This is a genomic window from Peribacillus sp. NPDC058075, from assembly GCF_042885195.1.
Taxonomy (GTDB): Bacteria; Bacillota; Bacilli; order Bacillales; family DSM-1321; genus Peribacillus.
Window position 1 is genome coordinate 1,983,033 of the sequence record NZ_JBHVSL010000001.1, and the last position, 16,360, is coordinate 1,999,392.

Annotated in this window: 16 protein-coding genes and 2 pseudogenes; 4 read left to right on the plus strand and 14 right to left on the minus strand. The window is 37.4% G+C overall.

Annotation, left to right across the window (positions count from 1 at the left end; all coding sequences use genetic code 11):
- Positions 1-42 precede the first annotated feature (42 nt).
- The 10 genes and pseudogenes from ACFVS1_RS09845 to ACFVS1_RS09890 form a co-directional block, all read right to left on the minus strand.
- Complete coding sequence (locus ACFVS1_RS09845) at positions 43-336, minus strand: hypothetical protein (RefSeq protein ID WP_352924888.1); 294 nt, start codon at positions 334-336, stop codon at positions 43-45.
- 296 nt (positions 337-632) lie between these two features.
- Positions 633-1,658, minus strand: coding sequence for a serine hydrolase domain-containing protein (locus ACFVS1_RS09850; protein WP_387546864.1), 1,026 nt, complete (start codon positions 1,656-1,658; stop codon positions 633-635).
- Positions 1,659-1,774: 116 nt separating this feature from the next.
- Positions 1,775-2,605: an ammonia-dependent NAD(+) synthetase gene (gene nadE / locus ACFVS1_RS09855; protein ID WP_352924886.1), complete on the minus strand. Its 831-nt coding sequence runs from the start codon at positions 2,603-2,605 to the stop codon at positions 1,775-1,777.
- Between the two features lie 34 nt (positions 2,606-2,639).
- The gene (locus ACFVS1_RS09860) at positions 2,640-4,109 is read right to left on the minus strand and encodes a nicotinate phosphoribosyltransferase (RefSeq protein WP_352924885.1); all 1,470 of its coding nucleotides are present in this window, start codon (positions 4,107-4,109) and stop codon (positions 2,640-2,642) included.
- 61 nt (positions 4,110-4,170) lie between these two features.
- A pseudogene (locus ACFVS1_RS09865) lies at positions 4,171-4,313 on the minus strand (isochorismatase family protein); the annotation flags it as partial.
- 191 nt (positions 4,314-4,504) lie between these two features.
- Entirely contained in the window at positions 4,505-4,876 is a 372-nt protein-coding gene (locus ACFVS1_RS09870; RefSeq protein WP_387546866.1) for a hypothetical protein, read from the minus strand.
- Positions 4,869-5,441 carry a hypothetical protein gene (locus tag ACFVS1_RS09875; RefSeq protein ID WP_387546868.1) on the minus strand — a complete coding sequence of 191 codons (573 nt, stop codon included), beginning with the start codon at positions 5,439-5,441 and terminating at the stop codon, positions 4,869-4,871. The genes ACFVS1_RS09870 and ACFVS1_RS09875 overlap by 8 nt, the downstream gene beginning before the upstream one ends.
- Positions 5,442-5,855 carry a hypothetical protein gene (locus ACFVS1_RS09880; protein ID WP_387546871.1) on the minus strand — a complete coding sequence of 138 codons (414 nt, stop codon included), beginning with the start codon at positions 5,853-5,855 and terminating at the stop codon, positions 5,442-5,444. It abuts the gene before it with no gap.
- A 1,026-nt stretch (positions 5,856-6,881) separates the two neighbouring features.
- Positions 6,882-7,766 (minus strand): cysteine hydrolase family protein, encoded by an 885-nt coding sequence (locus ACFVS1_RS09885; protein ID WP_387546873.1) that lies wholly within the window; start codon positions 7,764-7,766, stop codon positions 6,882-6,884.
- A 543-nt stretch (positions 7,767-8,309) separates the two neighbouring features.
- Complete coding sequence (locus ACFVS1_RS09890; RefSeq protein WP_387546876.1) at positions 8,310-8,762, minus strand: antibiotic biosynthesis monooxygenase family protein; 453 nt, start codon at positions 8,760-8,762, stop codon at positions 8,310-8,312.
- A 734-nt stretch (positions 8,763-9,496) separates the two neighbouring features.
- Here ACFVS1_RS09890 and ACFVS1_RS09895 point away from each other — a divergent pair.
- Positions 9,497-9,610, plus strand: a pseudogene (locus ACFVS1_RS09895) (transposase); the annotation flags it as partial.
- A gap of 297 nt (positions 9,611-9,907) precedes the next feature.
- Here the strand turns inward: ACFVS1_RS09895 and ACFVS1_RS09900 are convergent.
- Genes ACFVS1_RS09900 through ACFVS1_RS09910 form a run of 3 tightly spaced genes read right to left on the minus strand, consistent with a single transcriptional unit; the run spans position 9,908 to position 13,372 of the window.
- The gene (locus ACFVS1_RS09900; RefSeq protein ID WP_387546881.1) at positions 9,908-10,987 is read right to left on the minus strand and encodes a Ger(x)C family spore germination protein; all 1,080 of its coding nucleotides are present in this window, start codon (positions 10,985-10,987) and stop codon (positions 9,908-9,910) included.
- Entirely contained in the window at positions 10,984-12,048 is a 1,065-nt protein-coding gene (locus ACFVS1_RS09905; protein ID WP_387546884.1) for a GerAB/ArcD/ProY family transporter, read from the minus strand. Before ACFVS1_RS09905 ends, ACFVS1_RS09900 begins: the two co-directional genes overlap by 4 nt.
- Positions 12,041-13,372 carry a spore germination protein gene (locus ACFVS1_RS09910; RefSeq protein WP_387549277.1) on the minus strand — a complete coding sequence of 444 codons (1,332 nt, stop codon included), beginning with the start codon at positions 13,370-13,372 and terminating at the stop codon, positions 12,041-12,043. Before ACFVS1_RS09910 ends, ACFVS1_RS09905 begins: the two co-directional genes overlap by 8 nt.
- A gap of 482 nt (positions 13,373-13,854) precedes the next feature.
- Between ACFVS1_RS09910 and ACFVS1_RS09915 the strand changes: the two genes are divergently transcribed.
- From ACFVS1_RS09915 to ACFVS1_RS09925, 3 genes are all read left to right on the plus strand, one after another.
- Complete coding sequence (locus ACFVS1_RS09915; RefSeq protein ID WP_387546887.1) at positions 13,855-14,457, plus strand: hypothetical protein; 603 nt, start codon at positions 13,855-13,857, stop codon at positions 14,455-14,457.
- A gap of 46 nt (positions 14,458-14,503) precedes the next feature.
- On the plus strand, positions 14,504-14,578 hold the full coding sequence (locus ACFVS1_RS09920) for a hypothetical protein (RefSeq protein ID WP_387549279.1): 75 nt from the start codon (positions 14,504-14,506) through the stop codon (positions 14,576-14,578).
- A gap of 257 nt (positions 14,579-14,835) precedes the next feature.
- On the plus strand, positions 14,836-15,891 hold the full coding sequence (locus ACFVS1_RS09925; RefSeq protein ID WP_387546890.1) for a P-loop NTPase: 1,056 nt from the start codon (positions 14,836-14,838) through the stop codon (positions 15,889-15,891).
- Positions 15,892-16,220: 329 nt separating this feature from the next.
- Here ACFVS1_RS09925 and ACFVS1_RS09930 read toward each other — a convergent pair whose 3' ends face one another.
- Positions 16,221-16,352 carry a hypothetical protein gene (locus tag ACFVS1_RS09930; RefSeq protein ID WP_290370087.1) on the minus strand — a complete coding sequence of 44 codons (132 nt, stop codon included), beginning with the start codon at positions 16,350-16,352 and terminating at the stop codon, positions 16,221-16,223.
- Positions 16,353-16,360 lie beyond the last annotated feature (8 nt).

The window sequence follows — 16,360 nt, forward strand, 5'->3', positions numbered from 1 at the left end:
AGAGAAGAAAATTTGATTCGGGGTAAATAAGCATATTATCAATTACTTCGGATCACTTTCATTGAATAAATCAATGCTAAACAGATTGAAAGAATCGTCGTCATTAATACGTTGCTGGTCATTTCCAGATATATCAGGACTATTTTCCCTGCGACGGCGATTTACATCCCTTAATTCCGCTTCCAGAAATTCTGCTTGTTCGTGGGAAAGCTTGATCGTAATTTCATTATTTTGATCATCTGCCGCTTTCAAGAGGACATAACTATCCGCCGCATTACGTAAAGTCACATTGCTTACTGTTAAGTTCATGTTCGCGAGTTCATATCTTGCCTTCATAAAGTAAAAGGAACCTCCATCGGAAAATACCGGTTAAAATAATGTTTATTAAATATACTTTACTTCAAGATATCTAAATATACAAATTCTTTGTTTGAAAAAGCTTTGATACCTAATACGCCGCGTCTTGATACAGATACAGTTGAAGTATCTTCACCATTCAGAAGTTATGGAAACAATGGAGCAATTGGATGCGAATTCGTCCCTTTCTTAAATCTAAAACAGGTTCTCCATGAATGAATTCACATTGACTATAAACAAAGGGAACCCTTCACAAGCAGAAAGGTTCCCTTTGTTTATAGTTCTTTTTCAATCGCGCAAGTAATATGGTATGGACCCGTGCTTTCATTTGAAGTAATGACGGTTCTCAATCGATTTGCCGGATATACCGCAGAATTGAAACTTACACCCGGATCATATCCCATAAGATGATATTTGAAAATCCTGTCATTTTTTTTACGGATCCATATACCATACCCATAGTATTCCCCTTCTTCTCCAGTAGCAATATGGGCTTCCAATAAGAGAGTGGTATATGCTTGATTCAGTAACTGATTGGAAAATACCCCCTCCCAAAACCTGAACATATCTGATGCGGTAATATACGCCCCTCCATCCGCACCGCCTTTGATCGGAAGGGAATAAACATTTGTTCTCCATGCTCCATTTTCTTCGTCAATGTACCCTATTGCAGTATTTTTAGGAAGCCGGTCCATGGAAAAATAACCGGAATTTTTCATTTCACAAGGAAGAAAGATGTTCTTGTCGATATATTCGGAAAATTCAAGTCCAGTAAGTTCCTCAACAATCAATCCTAATAAAATATAGCCTGCATTATTGTAATGAAATCTTTCCCCGGGTTCAAACATCATCATATCGTCCTGAAACAATGGCAGGAAATCTTTTAATCTTTTTATATGGTACATCGGATTTTTCTGCCATAGCTCTTCAAAATCCTCCATCACATCTTCATCAAAGTAATCAGGAATGCCCGAAGTGTGTGTTAAGAGGTGATGAATGGTTACATTTTGATTAAAATTTGGAAACACAATCGGAAGACAGTCTTTAAGCTTAGAATCGAACCTAAGAGTCCCTTTTTGCATGATCTGGCAAATGGCTATCGCCGTAAACAGTTTACACCCGGAAGCAATTCCGAACTTTGTTTCGGTCGTATTCATGATTTCATCCGCTCGATTGGAATAGCCCTGTGCAGAGCTATGGACCAGGTCATCTCCCGCTTTCACACCGATTACACCCGAGAATTCAATTCCCTTGCATGTTTCTTCAATGATCCTGGATAAATCCATATGTTGAGTCGACATTTAGTTTTCCCCTTTGCCGGTAAAATTTCAATACTGATGTGTTGGCCAAGGTGCTCGTTATGTTCTTGCAAAAAAACCCGCATCTTATGTGATGCGGGAAAACTTATCAGCTTCTTTTATTTCCACCAAGTATCATAAACATTAATGGCTTCATTGCGTTTATGTTCGGTTTTAGTATACCAACCTTCGATGATTTCAGCAGCTTCCGTTCTTATTTCCTTGCCTTCAAGGTAATCATCAATTTCATCGTAGCTAACGCCTAAAGCCGCTTCATCAGGAAGTAACGGTTTGTCATCTTCCAAATCGGCCGTTGGTATTTTCGTATAAAGACGCTCAGGTGCACCGACGAATTTCAGGATTTCTTTTCCTTGCCTTTTATTTAATCGGTATAATGGAAGGATATCCGCTGCGCCGTCACCATGTTTCGTAAAGAATCCTGTGATCGCTTCTGCTGCATGGTCCGTACCAAGCACGACGCCCTTATAAAGTCCGGCTAAATCATATTGTACCTTCATTCGCTCACGTGCTTTAACATTTCCCCTTAAGAAATTCGATAGCTTTTCAGAAACTGCTTCTTCCACAGCTTTTACTGATGCATCCACCGCTTCCTTGATGTTGACTGTAACCGTTTGGCTTGGCTTGATGAATGTTAAAGCAAGCTGCCTGTCATCCTCATCAGCCTGTACTCCATATGGCAAGCTTACAGCAACAAACTTATAGTCGCTGCCATTCGTTTCTTCATTCAATTCATTTACAGCGGTTTGGGCAATATACCCCGCCAGTGTTGAATCTTGCCCTCCAGATATTCCAAGTACAAAGCTTTTCAGAAACGTATTTTTCTTCATATACCCTTTTAATAAATCAACACTTTTCCTAAATTCGACTTCAGGATCAATCGTTGGTTGGACAAGTAGTTTTTTTACGATTTCTTTTTGTAATGGACGCATTGGCAAAGCCCCGCTTTCTAATAAAATAGGATTGTCATTTCGTTAGCATTCTTTCTACATTGGCTTTAACTTCATCTATATTCCTCATTTTATTATCCCAACAATCCTGACTTAGATCTACCGGGTATTCTTCAGGATTAAGTGCACGCAGGTACTCCGGCCATAATACTTGGAGATTTTTTTGCGTGAATGACTTGATTTCATCTATGGTTGGCAATTCATAAATCAAACTTCCATCCTTGAAAATATCCACATGCAGATCAACCGCATCGAAATCCGTGACGAATTTACTTAGGAAGGTATGGACAGGATGAAACATTTTTAATTTCTCCTGTTCCTGCGGCTTCTCATATTCCATCGCCAAATAATCACCTTCAGCATGATGGTTCACTTTATTGATGATGCGATATACTCGTTTTAAGCCAGGTGTCGTAACCTTTTCAGGGTTAGAAGAAATTTTGATGGTATCTCTCATATTCCCATCTTCGCCCTCTATTGAAACCATTTTATAAACAGCACCGAGCGCTGGCTGGTCATAAGCCGTAATCAATTTGGTTCCGATGCCCCAAATGTCAATTCTTGCTCCTTGTTGTTTCAGGTTGATGATCGTATATTCATCCAAGTCATTCGAAGCGACAATCTTCGCATCATGGAACCCTGCAGCATCAAGCATACGCCGTGCTTCTTTTGATAAGTAAGCTAAATCACCGCTGTCAAGACGGACGCCAATGAAGTTGATTTTATCGCCCAGTTCCTTGGCAACACGGATTGCATTCGGGACGCCAGAACGCAATGTATCATAAGTATCAACCAAGAATACACAGTCTTTATGGGAAACAGCATATTTATGAAAAGCGGTATATTCATCTTTATAAGCTTGGATCATGGAATGTGCATGCGTCCCTGAAACCGGAATGCCGAACAGCTTTCCAGCACGTACATTACTAGTGGAATCAAAGCCAGCAATATAGGCCGCTCTCGCTCCCCAAATTGCAGCATCCATTTCTTGCGCCCGCCTTGAACCGAATTCAAGGGCTGATTCTTCACCGATTACCTGTTTGATGCGTGAAGCTTTTGTTGCCACGAGTGTGTGATAGTTCACAATGTTAAGCAGCGCAGTTTCTATGAGTTGAGCCTCACCAAGCGGTGCCTCCACGCGTAATATCGGTTCATTGCCGAAGACGAGCTCTCCCTCTTTCATGCAGCGAATCGCTCCCGTGAAACGAATGTTCTTCAAATAATTCAAAAATTCTTCATCATAGTGCAAATCATTTTTTAAATAGTCGATATCACTTTCCGAGAAGGAAAAGTTTTGAAGGTAATGGACAATTTTTTCAAGTCCCGCAAAAATCGCATATCCGCTATTAAATGGAAGCTTTCTGAAAAATATCTCGAAAACTGCCTTTCGGTTATGTGTTTTGTCCTGCCAATAAGTTTGTGCCATATTGATTTGGTAAAGGTCAGTGTGTAATGCGTAACTGTCGTCGTTGTACTTTTTTTCCATGGATAGTTCCTCCCAAAAGAGAAGCATTCGCTTCCCTTCTATTCTGTTGCTTGAATGGATATTAAAGAATGGTTGCTCCAAGAGATCCTTTAAAATGTCCAAGCGTCCAATGGTGACCGGCATCATTGAACGAGGCCACTGCATTTTCATATACAAAGAAATTATAGCCAGATTATAAGCGCCGATTGCCGTATGCAAAATGCATCAATATGAATAGATAGTATATCCAAAACCCGCTTTGTACCTGTCAGGGCAAGGTTTTTCTAAGCTCATTATACAATTTTACTTCATAAGTACAAAATGGTATACAAAAATGACCGCCTTTCGATGGTCAATAAGCTATATTTTTTCAACTCTTTCATGTCTCTTCACTACTTGTTTCATCATTTTTTCGCCTATTCCGCACACTTCGTATGGTAAGCCATTAACACTTCTTTTAGGTCAAAAACTTCTTCGATTAGTTGTTCTACAGTTAGGTTTTTAAGCTCTTTTACAGAAGTAAGGTTCTTTTTAACCCTTAAACCCTCATGAATTTCATTAATTTCTATAAGCAGAGTTTGATACCATTTCTCTAAGTATAACTTTCTGTCGCCAGTATACGAGCTCCTCGGTATCAATTGTAAAGTCGAGGCTATCCTCTGTAAAACTTCTTCCTTGCTAAGCTTTTTAGTGAGATATATCCCCTTCTGGGCTCTCCTAATAAACGTTCTTTTTGCACTGGCAGTATTTCGAGTTAAATCCGCATGGGATATTTGTTTCTTAGCCACTGATAACACCGCTCTTCACAAACTCATCCATTTGCTTTGCTGTTGGACTCGGTAACTTCCTATAATGCTTTTTTATGTATTTTTGCGCAGGTTTATATACCTCTTTTTCAACAGCTTTAGCTTCTTTTTCTGAAAGATGCTTAAACTTTCGGAATAGCTCATTAAACGTCTCTGGTTTTAAGTCTTTCTTAATATCGTCTATCCTTACGGGAAGCGTTCTTTTCTCTACTCTATCTTTGGTCTTCTTTAATAAAGTTTCTTGGTGATGAACAAAAACAACCCATCTAACAAGCTCCGCTTTATGTTCCAGTAACATGTCTTCATCAGGACTATACTTCTTACACTTGTAACACTTTAATGTGTGGTGAAAACAAGTTACCCTCTCATGAGCGTTGCAATTATGAGTTCTCATAGGGAATCCCTTTGGTTGCAATTGTTCTTCCTGAAGATCAACATCATTTATTTCCTGTAACAATTTGTCTATAAAGATTTTAGCGTTTTCTTCATCTTCCACCGCATCAATAACCATAGTAGCATTGTTGAAAAAACTCTCTTCGCTTAGCACCTATACGTCTTTTGTAAAAGAAGCAATGTCAATTACCAATTGTCTTTCCTTGATATGCTCAAGTAATAAGTTTGTGAGTTCCTGCTGCGAGAAGAAGTTAGGAATTAGTCGTCGTCTGACAGTTTTATTTTGAGATTGAAAATTGGTAACCTCTCTTTTTACTACATCACAAACGCATGCTTTTAGAGTGTTATCATACGATAAATCACCATGTATCTCGCTCTTTAACCATTCCTGTGCTTTGTTAAAATCCCAAAGGTAAAAGTCCTTAGGTACGTTTTCAGAGACAAAAAGAAGGTTTCGAGCCTCAGACCTTCTAAGTCCGAAGGACTTCAAGATGTAAAACAAAAATCTTGTTTGGATATCGCCTGAAGGAGTCAATGACATGAAATTGTTTATAACTTCTTCAGTCATCACTTCTTCCAATAAAGGCTGAATGTGGCCTGCTGAAGTATTTGGAATTTTAAAACCAGCTTCACTCAGTATGGCGTGTACATTGGTTACTATTACATACGTTTTTCTCCCTGTTGTACCTGTAGTGGTAGTCGTGAATGCTCTTTGCTTTACCGGAATAGACGTAAGGTCTATAGATTCGAATTCATGGGTTTCTTTTTTTAAAAAACCTAAATACTTACATGCTGTTTCTACAAAGCCCTTATAGTATTATGGGAAAAGGCTTCAAATCTGTCTTGAATCATTATTCCCTCGAAATTCAAACTTATAGAGGATACTTTACCGAAATGTTTTGCTCTTTCATGCAAAGGCCCCTGTTTCAGTAATGACCATTCAATTGCCCGGTTGGGTGTGGCACTTAAACTTTTTAATAAACGCAAGTACTAACAAAGGATTCAACAACTGTAAAGATATCTTCTTCTCACAAATCAATATTCCAAAACTCAAGGAAATCCAAAAACCTTCTCAGTTGATGTACTTGTCTTGAAACAGTATTTATAGGAGCGTCAGTGTACTTTTGTTTTAATAAGAAACAAGTGCTATTATAATGCAATTTATGAGAAGGATTGTAAATTTGTATAAATCTGGATGACGACTCTTAATCTGTCAGTACTATCCAATGTATTATCAACATTTCTCAAGTGATCGTAGTCACACTTACCACTCATAGCCATATACATCTCTCAAATTATCTATACCATACCATTATCTGTGAACTTAATTTCTTTGATATTATTCGCAATACTTTCCTATCCAATAAATAACCCATATCCGTTTTTAAAAGGTGAATTTCTAATGAACAGTTCAAATAACGCCTGTTTGTAGTGCATATTACCTTGCCAATATGTCTCAACCATTTTACTCGGCAAGCATCGGTGTACGAAGCTAAGCTATTATCTTAATAAGTTTTCCTCAATATTATTCAACCTCCTACGTTTATAAAAATGTATGTATCTGAAGAGAGACCCCTCCCTATTCAGGTATCAATTAAAATTTTAGTTCTTTAATTGCAGTTAGTATAATTGGGTATTTTGAAGCTAATTTTTTGTATTCATCATCTGTGACTTCTTCAAAACCTGTGATGGAAGATGTACAATCTTCTAACACATAAATTAAGTAATCCTTGTGATTTTTCATTTCAAACTCTTCCACAATCTGTTTGATAGTCTCAAGTACACAGTGAGACTTAGCCTCTCCGCCAATAACTATTGTTTTATAATTTTGCAATTGACTTAAAAGATTTTTGTCTGTTAAATCCGTTCTTGAATACTCAGGTTTTATTATTCCATACATTTCAGAAATAGGATTTAACCCTTTTGTCACGTAATGTACATCCTTCTCTTTATACAAAGAATAAGCAAATAACAAGTTAGATAATTGCGTTTCTATTGCTGCACCAAATGTACCTTGTAGGCAATGGTAACTCCAAATTATCAAGGATTTCTTTTCAGTTGCCTCTAGTCCACGAAGATACTCTAAACTTTCTTGTTCTTGGAAAATAGGTGCCCACTTACCTTCCAATACATCTTGATAAGTAATAACTGTAAATGGCTCAGGATACTGTCCTTTATCATTTACCCACCAAACAGGATGAAAGATTTGTTTCGGCTGATGTATATCCAAACTCATAAAAATATCATCTATAGCATCAACATTTTCATAAATGAACTTAGCAAAGTTTCTTACATCTTGATAAGAATTAGCAACAGCCAGATTTCCTTCTTCCAAGAAGTCATTTTGAAAGTCAATACCAATTACAGCCACTTCTTTATTACTTGTTGGATTAGAATTTAAGTTTTTTAAATTAGGCTTTTTTGTAGTCGCTTTCCCGACTAGATCAACATCAAATAATTCTTCAAATAAAATATTCATAATGGTCACTCTCTTCCTATAAATGCTTCATGTGTTCCTGTTCTTCCCGGCGTTTTCTTTGTAGACGATCAATGTCAATGCACTGGCTGTTCACTACAATCTTGACAGGGTTCCAACGAACAGACTGTAAACACCTGTTAAAACCTTTTTGTAATTCAATACTACTCTTTCTGGCTGACTTCCAGTAAGTCTGTGGCAGGAATCCGAAGCTATGCCAGAGAGTGGAGTGATCTATCCACTAATACATCACCGATTATAGGTCCATTCTGGGGAGAGTTGTGCTTTTGTCTTTTATCGATTTAACTTTTCAGGTTAAAATGCAATTTAAATTTCTGGCTGCCTACATCAGAAGTACTTCCAAACTTCTCTGAATGCCCACGTTAGATAACAATGCAACCATGTCTTCTGTAGGTGAGGATAATGTTACTGCTTGAAATGCAAGTGTAACTAGGTCTCCGTTGTGCTGATTATTTTCTTGATGGATAACATTGGTAGATGGCAATGAAGGAGATTGGGGGGGTACTTGTTTGAAACTCATGTAAGTTAAGTCATTTTCAGGGATACGCCATCCCTGTACATCGCTGTTCTTAAAAGCGTTAGGGAATGTTTACCAGACCTGAGCCAACGTTTAATGGTTTCCCCGCTTTTGCCAAGTCTAGAAGCGACTTGTGATACTGTTAATGTCTGATTATTTGTTTTTGGTTGTTCATTAATCGATCGTTTTGATAATTGGATATCCGCCGCTGGTATTTTCCATCCTTCTTTATCAGAATTGTTATGGGCATTTGGAAAAACATCGCCTTTACGCAACCACCTCCGAACAGTTTCTTCGCTCTTATTTATTAAAATGGCAACCTCCTTGACTGAATAATGTTTCAAAAATGCTCTTTTCGTAAAGATTGTTTTTTTAAAACGAAACGATTTAAGGTTGATTGGAGCGGAAGTGCGAGACTCCTGCGGGAGCAGCGGGACAGGTGAGACCCCGCAGGCGTTCATGCCGAGGAGGCTCACCGCCCGCCCCGCGGAAAGCGAGCATTGGAGGGGAAATCAACCACACCGCATTACTTGGTGAATAGCAACAAAGTATGCGAAAACAGCCTTCAAAAAACACCCTCCAAGAATAATTTGACTCATTTCCTCATTCCATTAGTTTTCAATACCTTCTGGAACCACCGTCTAAAACATTGAATCATAAATTTAATTATGGTGCAATTAAATTTCATAAAATTTCAGAGTATTTCAAAATATTCATCCCTTTTGATTTTTTCATATCAAAATAAAGTTTCCTTATTTATTTTTTGCTATTTTTATATAAAAAACAATATTAGATAGAAGTCTTTTATATCCTTTATTAAAAATCCTTGTACTTGTAACCTTTCTATATAATTACCAGTATAAAAAACAGTTTAATAATTTTGTTTTTAATTTTATGTGAATCGGTATGTCTCTGGTGTAGAATTTGATGAATTAACTAAATATACATCTGATTAATTGTACTTCTTTTTGTCGTGTCGCATTTTAATGTGACATTAATGAGTAAATTTTCTTATTGAACTCCCTCAGTATAATAGCCATATCTCTCGAATACTGCCTTATTCCCAGGATTTCATAACCCTTGAAAATACATTAAAGGTTAAAAGCAATGAGCTTAGATTATTATGAGTTCGTGGAGACATAGTTAAATTAAAGAGTAATTGATAACTCCATATTTATCATATAAAACACGAATCTACGCTCGACGAAAAATCGAGGCTGAGAGTGTTTTTGGTCACATCAAGGGCAATAGGTCGTTCCGTCGATTTTCGCTTCGGGGCTTAGGGAAAGTCCAAACGGAGTTTGGCATCGTAGGCCATGGTTCATAATCTACAGTAAGTAGCTGGCTTTCGCCAGCTACTTACTGTAATTATAAAACTAGAAAAACAGGTGAAGAAAAACGATTCGTTTTTCTTCACCTGTTTTATTTTAGGGACTTATTAGACAGCCCCTTTTCTCAATATTAGTATTCTCATTCATAAAAGCACAATTTATAGAAAGCTCGGGTAGAATATTGCAATCAAGGTTTAACTAATAAAACAGTAAAATGAGTAGGTGAAAAAAGTACGGATGTTAAATCTATCCATTTTTTGTATGATATCCAAAATCTATTTGTCAGTTATAGTCTTGATATTTCCCTCGTTTTGTATAGTAGCATGAATGGTAAGCTTCATTTCTAGATTGGGATAATACTTCTTTCGCCAGTCCTTCAATTCCTCATAAGGAATTTTATTTCTATAGTATTGTCCCAAACCGAAGACATCTGTTTCTTGCTTTTGAAATCGTTCCAGCATTTCATCAAAACGATTTGCCATTACCTTTTCCAGCTCTTTTTTAATTATTGCATTGGAAACTTTTCCTCTTCTCTCTTGAATAACTACATTTAAACGAATCGTTGAGAACATATATGGAATATGATTTCTTAGTTCACCTTTATGAAAACCTGTATTTCCAACAATCATGATGGTTGCATGTTCCATTACTTCTACCCTTCCCTTCATACTGTTCCCATGAAAGGCATTAAAAAGGAGGGTTTCTTTAGGATCCATTTTAGAAACTATTTTTCCTCTTTTCATCACTGCAGTACCTGTATAAGTAACTGCAGTGTTTTCCCCTGATTTGACCATAGGAATTGCTACATTTTGAGTGTAGGAATTAAGGGCTCGATAAACATGCCATAGACGTGTTAAAGATATTTGTGGGGTCCAACCTGCATATTTCTCAAAAAAGTCATAAAGATTTATCCCTTTTTCTAGATTCTTTTTGAGTGCTAAAAAAAAAGTATCTATATTTTCATCACATATTGCGATTAATGTTTTTGAAGATATTTCACGAATTCTCATAAACGTGTTAATCGGTTCTTCCATCCCGCCTTCTTCTACTAATTTTCGATCAAATATGACTATCCTTATGTGCAATAAGTCTACACTGCTTTCCATATTAGTTCTAATATCCTCTACAGCTTTTAAAATGGTTAACCCTGTTCCTTTGACAATTGTCTGTTTTTGAACACCCTCTGAAGAAATAGGAATTTGAAGTAAGACTTTGAATTTTTCTCCCTCTTTTGTAATTCCCATTGCAATAGGAAAGGCTCGATGGTTAATGTCTTTAATATCCCAGCAACCACTTAATGGCATCAATATACATAGACTAAGTACTAGTTTAAAACAAATCATAATTCTTCTCATGATAGTCTTTTTCTCCTTACACCGATCAGAAATATAATTAAAGGGAGTACGATTAAAATATAAAATCGGAAAGAAGTATTCCACCATAGCAACTTCTCAGTCTCATGCCAACTAGGAATACATAAGCTAATGATAAGAACGCTAACAGATAAGGCTACAATATGATATTTTTGCTTTAATCCCGGGAAATATTGACTCATTATTATAGAGGACTGCCATAAAAGTAAGGAAGTAAGCAACATGATAAAGGTAACTAGGCTTAACGCAAAAAACAAGGTTGCCCTGTCAAACACAAGCCATTGAAGCTGAACTGTATCCAATGTGGTTATAAAGGGAAAAAGCAGCGTACTAGCCGTTTCATTTCCAAAGGTTAAAAGAGGTAAATAAACGGATAAGAAAAAAAATGGGATAAGCAAAAAGACGGCAAACATGATTTTTTTAGAGTTATACGATATTTTTTCAGGAATAAAACCTAAAAATGAAAAAACAATGGCGAAAGAAAAAAAACTTGTATAAAAGGGAGGTTCTCGAAAAAAATTAAAGTCGGTATCCATAATCGGAAAGGCATTATGCAAATCAACGTCTTGAAAGCAAATCAAAAGCATAAGTAAGATTAACGGGAAAAAGATACAGAATATTAATAAGGCTGTACGTAAGATGGTTTCGATTCCTTTTACGGCGATATAAGTTGAAATAAGAATCATTAATGTAATAATTGCCCATGTAGGAGTATTCGCTAAAAAGATAATGTTGGTCACTTCTGCATAGGCGCTAACAAGTTCAATAGTAGTTATGACTAAGTAAAGAAGAACAGGAAAAAGTAATGTGAAAGAAAAAGCTTTACCTAAGGTCTTTAAAATACCGATAATATCCTGTTTTGGAAAATAAGATAGACCCTTTAGGTAAAGCCATAAAAATAGAATAAATATGAGACATTGAATTAAAATCGGTTCCCAGTGACCTTTTTGTGTGCTGGCAATTATTCTTTCCGGATAAATGAAAAAAATAAGACCAAAATGAGACATTAACCCCATGCATATAACCTGAAGGCTTTTATCCAAGTCCCCCCCTCCCCTTAGTTAAACTAGTGTATGGAATTCCAAATATCTCTCGACTTGCAAAGTAAGCGCTTATGAATACCAGAGCGGATAATATGCCCAACACGCCAAAGATTGAAGCAAAAATAATAACGACATATTTAAGTAAGCGCAGGATTAACGCATTTTGAAACCCTACAACGCTTGAATTCGCAATCGAGGTTGCTGCTACAATGATAATTAAAAGGTTGCTAACCAGCTTTGCGTCTACTACTGCTTGTCCAATGACAATTCCCCCTACCATTGTTATCGTTGGACCGATAATGAGAGGGAGCCTTATACTCGCTTCAATAATTAACTCTAAAATAAGGAGCATAATTGTAATTTCAACAAAAGGGGGATAGGGTATTCCCTCTCTGCTCTGAGCAATCGATAAAGCCAGTTCAATTTTTAATATCTCAGGATTTACAGCAACAAGGGCCACATAGAGAGCTGGAAATATAAGGGTAATCAAAGCGCCAAGAACACGTAAAAATCGCATGGCGCTCATGATTGGGTAAGCATAGTTACGGTCATTCGCCTGGGCGAACATATCCCATAATAAATGTGGCAAGATAAGCGCAAAGGGAAAACCGTCAACGAATATAATGACCCTTCCTTTGTTTAAACCATCTACTGCTTCCAATGGCATTTCTGTGTTATTAAACTGAGGGATAACCTCCCATTTCCGCACACCCATAAAACGACAAAGATGCTGAAGATAGAGAATATTTGTGTGTTGATTCATTTCAATATGTGAAATGATCTTTTTGATCATGCTTTTATCTGCTCGGTCATTCAAATAAACTATTGATAAACTCTTTTTTTGATCACTTCCTACCGTATAGGTTTTAACTGAGAGCTGAGCAGAGGAAACTTTTTTTCTAACTATTCCTATATTTGTTGACATATCTTCAATAAAAGAATCTAAAGGACCTTGTAATACGTTTTCATTAGAAGGCGGTTCAATTGACCGAGTCAATTCTTTGGGAAGTGGTTCAAATTGCAACATTATATTTTTTTCTTTTGAATAAACAATGAGTTTACCCTGAAGAATAGACTCTATTGCTTCATCACTATTTATTTCAACACCTTTTCTGTTGAAAAGAGTTCTTTTTACTTTTAGTGAATGAATCACTTCACTGTTATTCATATCTTTTTTTAATATTTCTTTTGTTTTTATAACGTTAACTATTGAATGTAAACCAAGTAAAAGGACTGCTTCACCATCCAAAATAAACGGTTCTATAAAAAAGTCTTCTGCATCTTTAAAAGCCTCATTTATTTCTACTATTATTGAGTTCGTGATTTCTCATCCCCTTTCAAATTTTATTATTCCTTATTTCATTTTCTCCCGTTGCTTGTGATTTATACAAATACCAAACTAGGTAAAATATGACGTCTGAGATATGTTTTTTATGCCACAACCACATATTCGCATATGCACATTGCATTAGAAATATTTCATTCCGAAAAGATGTGGTATCGCTTCGGGGCATTTTTTTAGTTAAGCTTTGGAACGAGAAATCATCACCTTCAATTCCTCCGACAATCTGGTCAAGGAAATTGTTGCATTTGGAACCTCCTCAATTGAGGCCAATTGATGCTTATTAGAAGATGCAGGTCACTTAATTGTGATTTGTAATCATAAAGGAGAATTATTATATCTAGATGGAAATGCCTCTCTCAAAAAGAAAGCCGAAAATACAAAACTTTTCCAGCAGGGACTTCATGGTCAGAGTGCTATGTAGGGACAAATGCACGGGCATTTCTTTGGCTACAGGAGTCCCCATGCAAGTCTTCGGGGGAGAACATTTTTGCCAACCTGTTCACAATTGGGTATGCTCAGCCTCGCTGATTAAAGATCCTGCAACACAAAAAGTTCTTGGAGCGGTCAACTTAACGGGTATTTGGGACGTGGTACATCTCCCCTCTCTTTCCGCTGTTGTTTCTATCACTCAAACAATCGAAGAAAAGTTCCAAAGCCAGCTCAAATTTGAGCACTTTTTGCTACTTGAACATTATATTGAAACAACTCGTAAAAACCACATTAAAATAGTAGTTGTGCTCGATTTTGGACATCAAGTCATTAAAGCATCCACCCAATGGTATGACAAAGGTTGGATTTATTACAATAACCGATTAATAAATTCATTATCAGATTGCAGTGGCTCAGAAGGCACGAAAGACGGCTTGATTTTTGAGTCAGTCCCTTTCTATCATCAAGGATTCCCTATTGGTTTTATGATACATGCGATTTCAAAAGTCAAACCTTTAAATAAAACGGGGTTTAGTACAAAGTACTCCTTCACAAATATGATTGGGAAATCTTCGGAATTCCAATCTGTTATCAATGAGGCGCATACAATGGCCAATCTGATTTACCCGTTTTAATTGAGGGTGAGAGCGCGGTACTGGCAAAGAGTGATTCGCCCAATCCATACACGCTTTTAGCCATCGATCTGAAGCTGCTTTTGTAGATGTTAATTGCGGGGAAATTCCACCCTCAGAGTAGACACTCCTTCATTAAGCTAACCGTACACCAATGGGGAATTGCAACAATGCCGGATGCATGCGAAAAAGCCAAGGTCAGCGACTATACAAAAATCGCTAACCTTGGCTTTTAATAACTGATTAATATATGTTTTGGCTTTTCTCTACCTTCCGCTTACACAACTTTTGATGAAAGATTTAAAGGACACCTGATCTTTTCAGTCTTTTTTTTATTAAAAATGACCATACTGAGGATAAAAACATAGAGGATGTTATAAAATGCTGACACAGGAACAAGTGATGCAAGTTTTAAGTGATGTGCAGGATCCAGAACTTCATAGAAGCCTAGTTGAGTTAAAAATGGTTAGAAACGTAAAAATAGAAGAATCAGATATTAGTGTTGAGGTTGCATTAACCATTAAGGGCTGTCCCTTAAAAGCAAAGATAAAAGAAGATGTTCAAAGTGCTCTTCAAGGCATTGGTGCTTTAAATGTATATGTAAGCTTTGTGGTCATGAGTCCTGAAGAAAGAGATTCATTAATTCAAGTATTAAAGAAGAATTCAACAACGGAAAGCGGGATGCCGTCGTTGCTGCGCCATGATTCGGGGGTACGCTTTATCGCGATAACCAGCGGCAAAGGCGGCGTAGGGAAATCGACCGTTACCATCAACCTTGCTGCTGCTCTAGCCCGAATGGGGAAAAAGGTAGGAATTTTGGACGCGGATATCTATGGATTCAGCATCCCGTCCTTGATGCAGATTAATGAAAAGCCGACTATGATCGGCAAAACTGCAATACCAATTCTCAGTCATGATGTGAAGGTAATGAGCATGGGTTTTTTTGCTGAGGATAATAACCCGGTTATGTGGCGGGGGCCGATGCTGAATAAATGGATTCAAAACTTCCTTGCCAATACCTATTGGGGCGAACTGGATTATCTGCTTCTCGACCTGCCTCCAGGTACAGGAGATGTGGCAATTGATGTGGCTGCCATGATCCCGCAGGCAAAGGAAGTGATCGTGACTACTCCTCATAATGTAGCGTCGCATGTTGCCTCAAGAGCTGGGGTCATGGCGCGTCATACGAAACATGACATATTAGGCGTAATTGAAAATATGGCCTATTATGAAGAAAGCGATGGCACACGGAATTACCTTTTTGGAAGAGGCGGCGGAGAACGCCTGGCTGAAAGGCTTCAAACAGATGTAATCGCACAAGTCCCCTTTGTTACTCCTGTACAAGCAGCAGGCTCTTCTGTATATGACGAAGACTCACTGGTAGGTGAGCTATTCCGATCGCTGGCAGAAGATGTGTTATATAAGGATGCTCAATAAAAATGGAAGGCGATATAGATTTTTATATCGCTTTTTTTATGAAGGTTCTGGTTTCTTGGGGTATGGAATGGAACGTAAAGTTAAACCCGGTAAGTCTAAGCTTAACAGTAGCCATACTGCAATTTTAGGTGGCTACTACACCTCTTAATATCGCAATCCGCGTTGGTTTATGCTGACTGTCACAGCTTCAAGTACTCTTGCTCATATGCGGATGACTGGCTATTTGATTTACCTCACAGCTTTATACAGCCAAACAGGCAGCTGCACTTACTGCCTTGCGATAAAAAAAGGGAATTCCATAATCGGATTCCCTTTTCTCACGTCTTCTTTTAATTATCAAAATAGTTGAACGCTCGGTCGTTCTGACAGTTTTCACAGACATAAAGAATTCTGGTTCGTTCTGATTCGGTTTCTTCTGTTTCCATTTCCTGCTCACTGCCGCATAATTCACAAATCTGCATAATTTTCC

What these genes read in the sequence shown, in the direction of transcription:
- ACFVS1_RS09845 (WP_352924888.1), bottom strand. Translation starts at nt 336, where the DNA reads ATGAAGGCAAGATATGAACTCGCGAACATGAACTTAACAGTAAGCAAT.
- ACFVS1_RS09850 (WP_387546864.1), bottom strand. Translation starts at nt 1,658, where the DNA reads ATGTCGACTCAACATATGGATTTATCCAGGATCATTGAAGAAACATGC.
- nadE (WP_352924886.1), bottom strand. Translation starts at nt 2,605, where the DNA reads ATGCGTCCATTACAAAAAGAAATCGTAAAAAAACTACTTGTCCAACCA.
- ACFVS1_RS09860 (WP_352924885.1), bottom strand. Translation starts at nt 4,109, where the DNA reads ATGGAAAAAAAGTACAACGACGACAGTTACGCATTACACACTGACCTT.
- ACFVS1_RS09880 (WP_387546871.1), bottom strand. Translation starts at nt 5,855, where the DNA reads ATGACTGAAGAAGTTATAAACAATTTCATGTCATTGACTCCTTCAGGC.
- ACFVS1_RS09885 (WP_387546873.1), bottom strand. Translation starts at nt 7,766, where the DNA reads ATGAATATTTTATTTGAAGAATTATTTGATGTTGATCTAGTCGGGAAA.
- ACFVS1_RS09890 (WP_387546876.1), bottom strand. Translation starts at nt 8,762, where the DNA reads ATGAACGCCTGCGGGGTCTCACCTGTCCCGCTGCTCCCGCAGGAGTCT.
- ACFVS1_RS09900 (WP_387546881.1), bottom strand. Translation starts at nt 10,987, where the DNA reads ATGAGAAGAATTATGATTTGTTTTAAACTAGTACTTAGTCTATGTATA.
- ACFVS1_RS09915 (WP_387546887.1), top strand. Translation starts at nt 13,855, where the DNA reads ATGCAAGTCTTCGGGGGAGAACATTTTTGCCAACCTGTTCACAATTGG.
- ACFVS1_RS09925 (WP_387546890.1), top strand. Translation starts at nt 14,836, where the DNA reads ATGCTGACACAGGAACAAGTGATGCAAGTTTTAAGTGATGTGCAGGAT.
- ACFVS1_RS09930 (WP_290370087.1), bottom strand. Translation starts at nt 16,352, where the DNA reads ATGCAGATTTGTGAATTATGCGGCAGTGAGCAGGAAATGGAAACAGAA.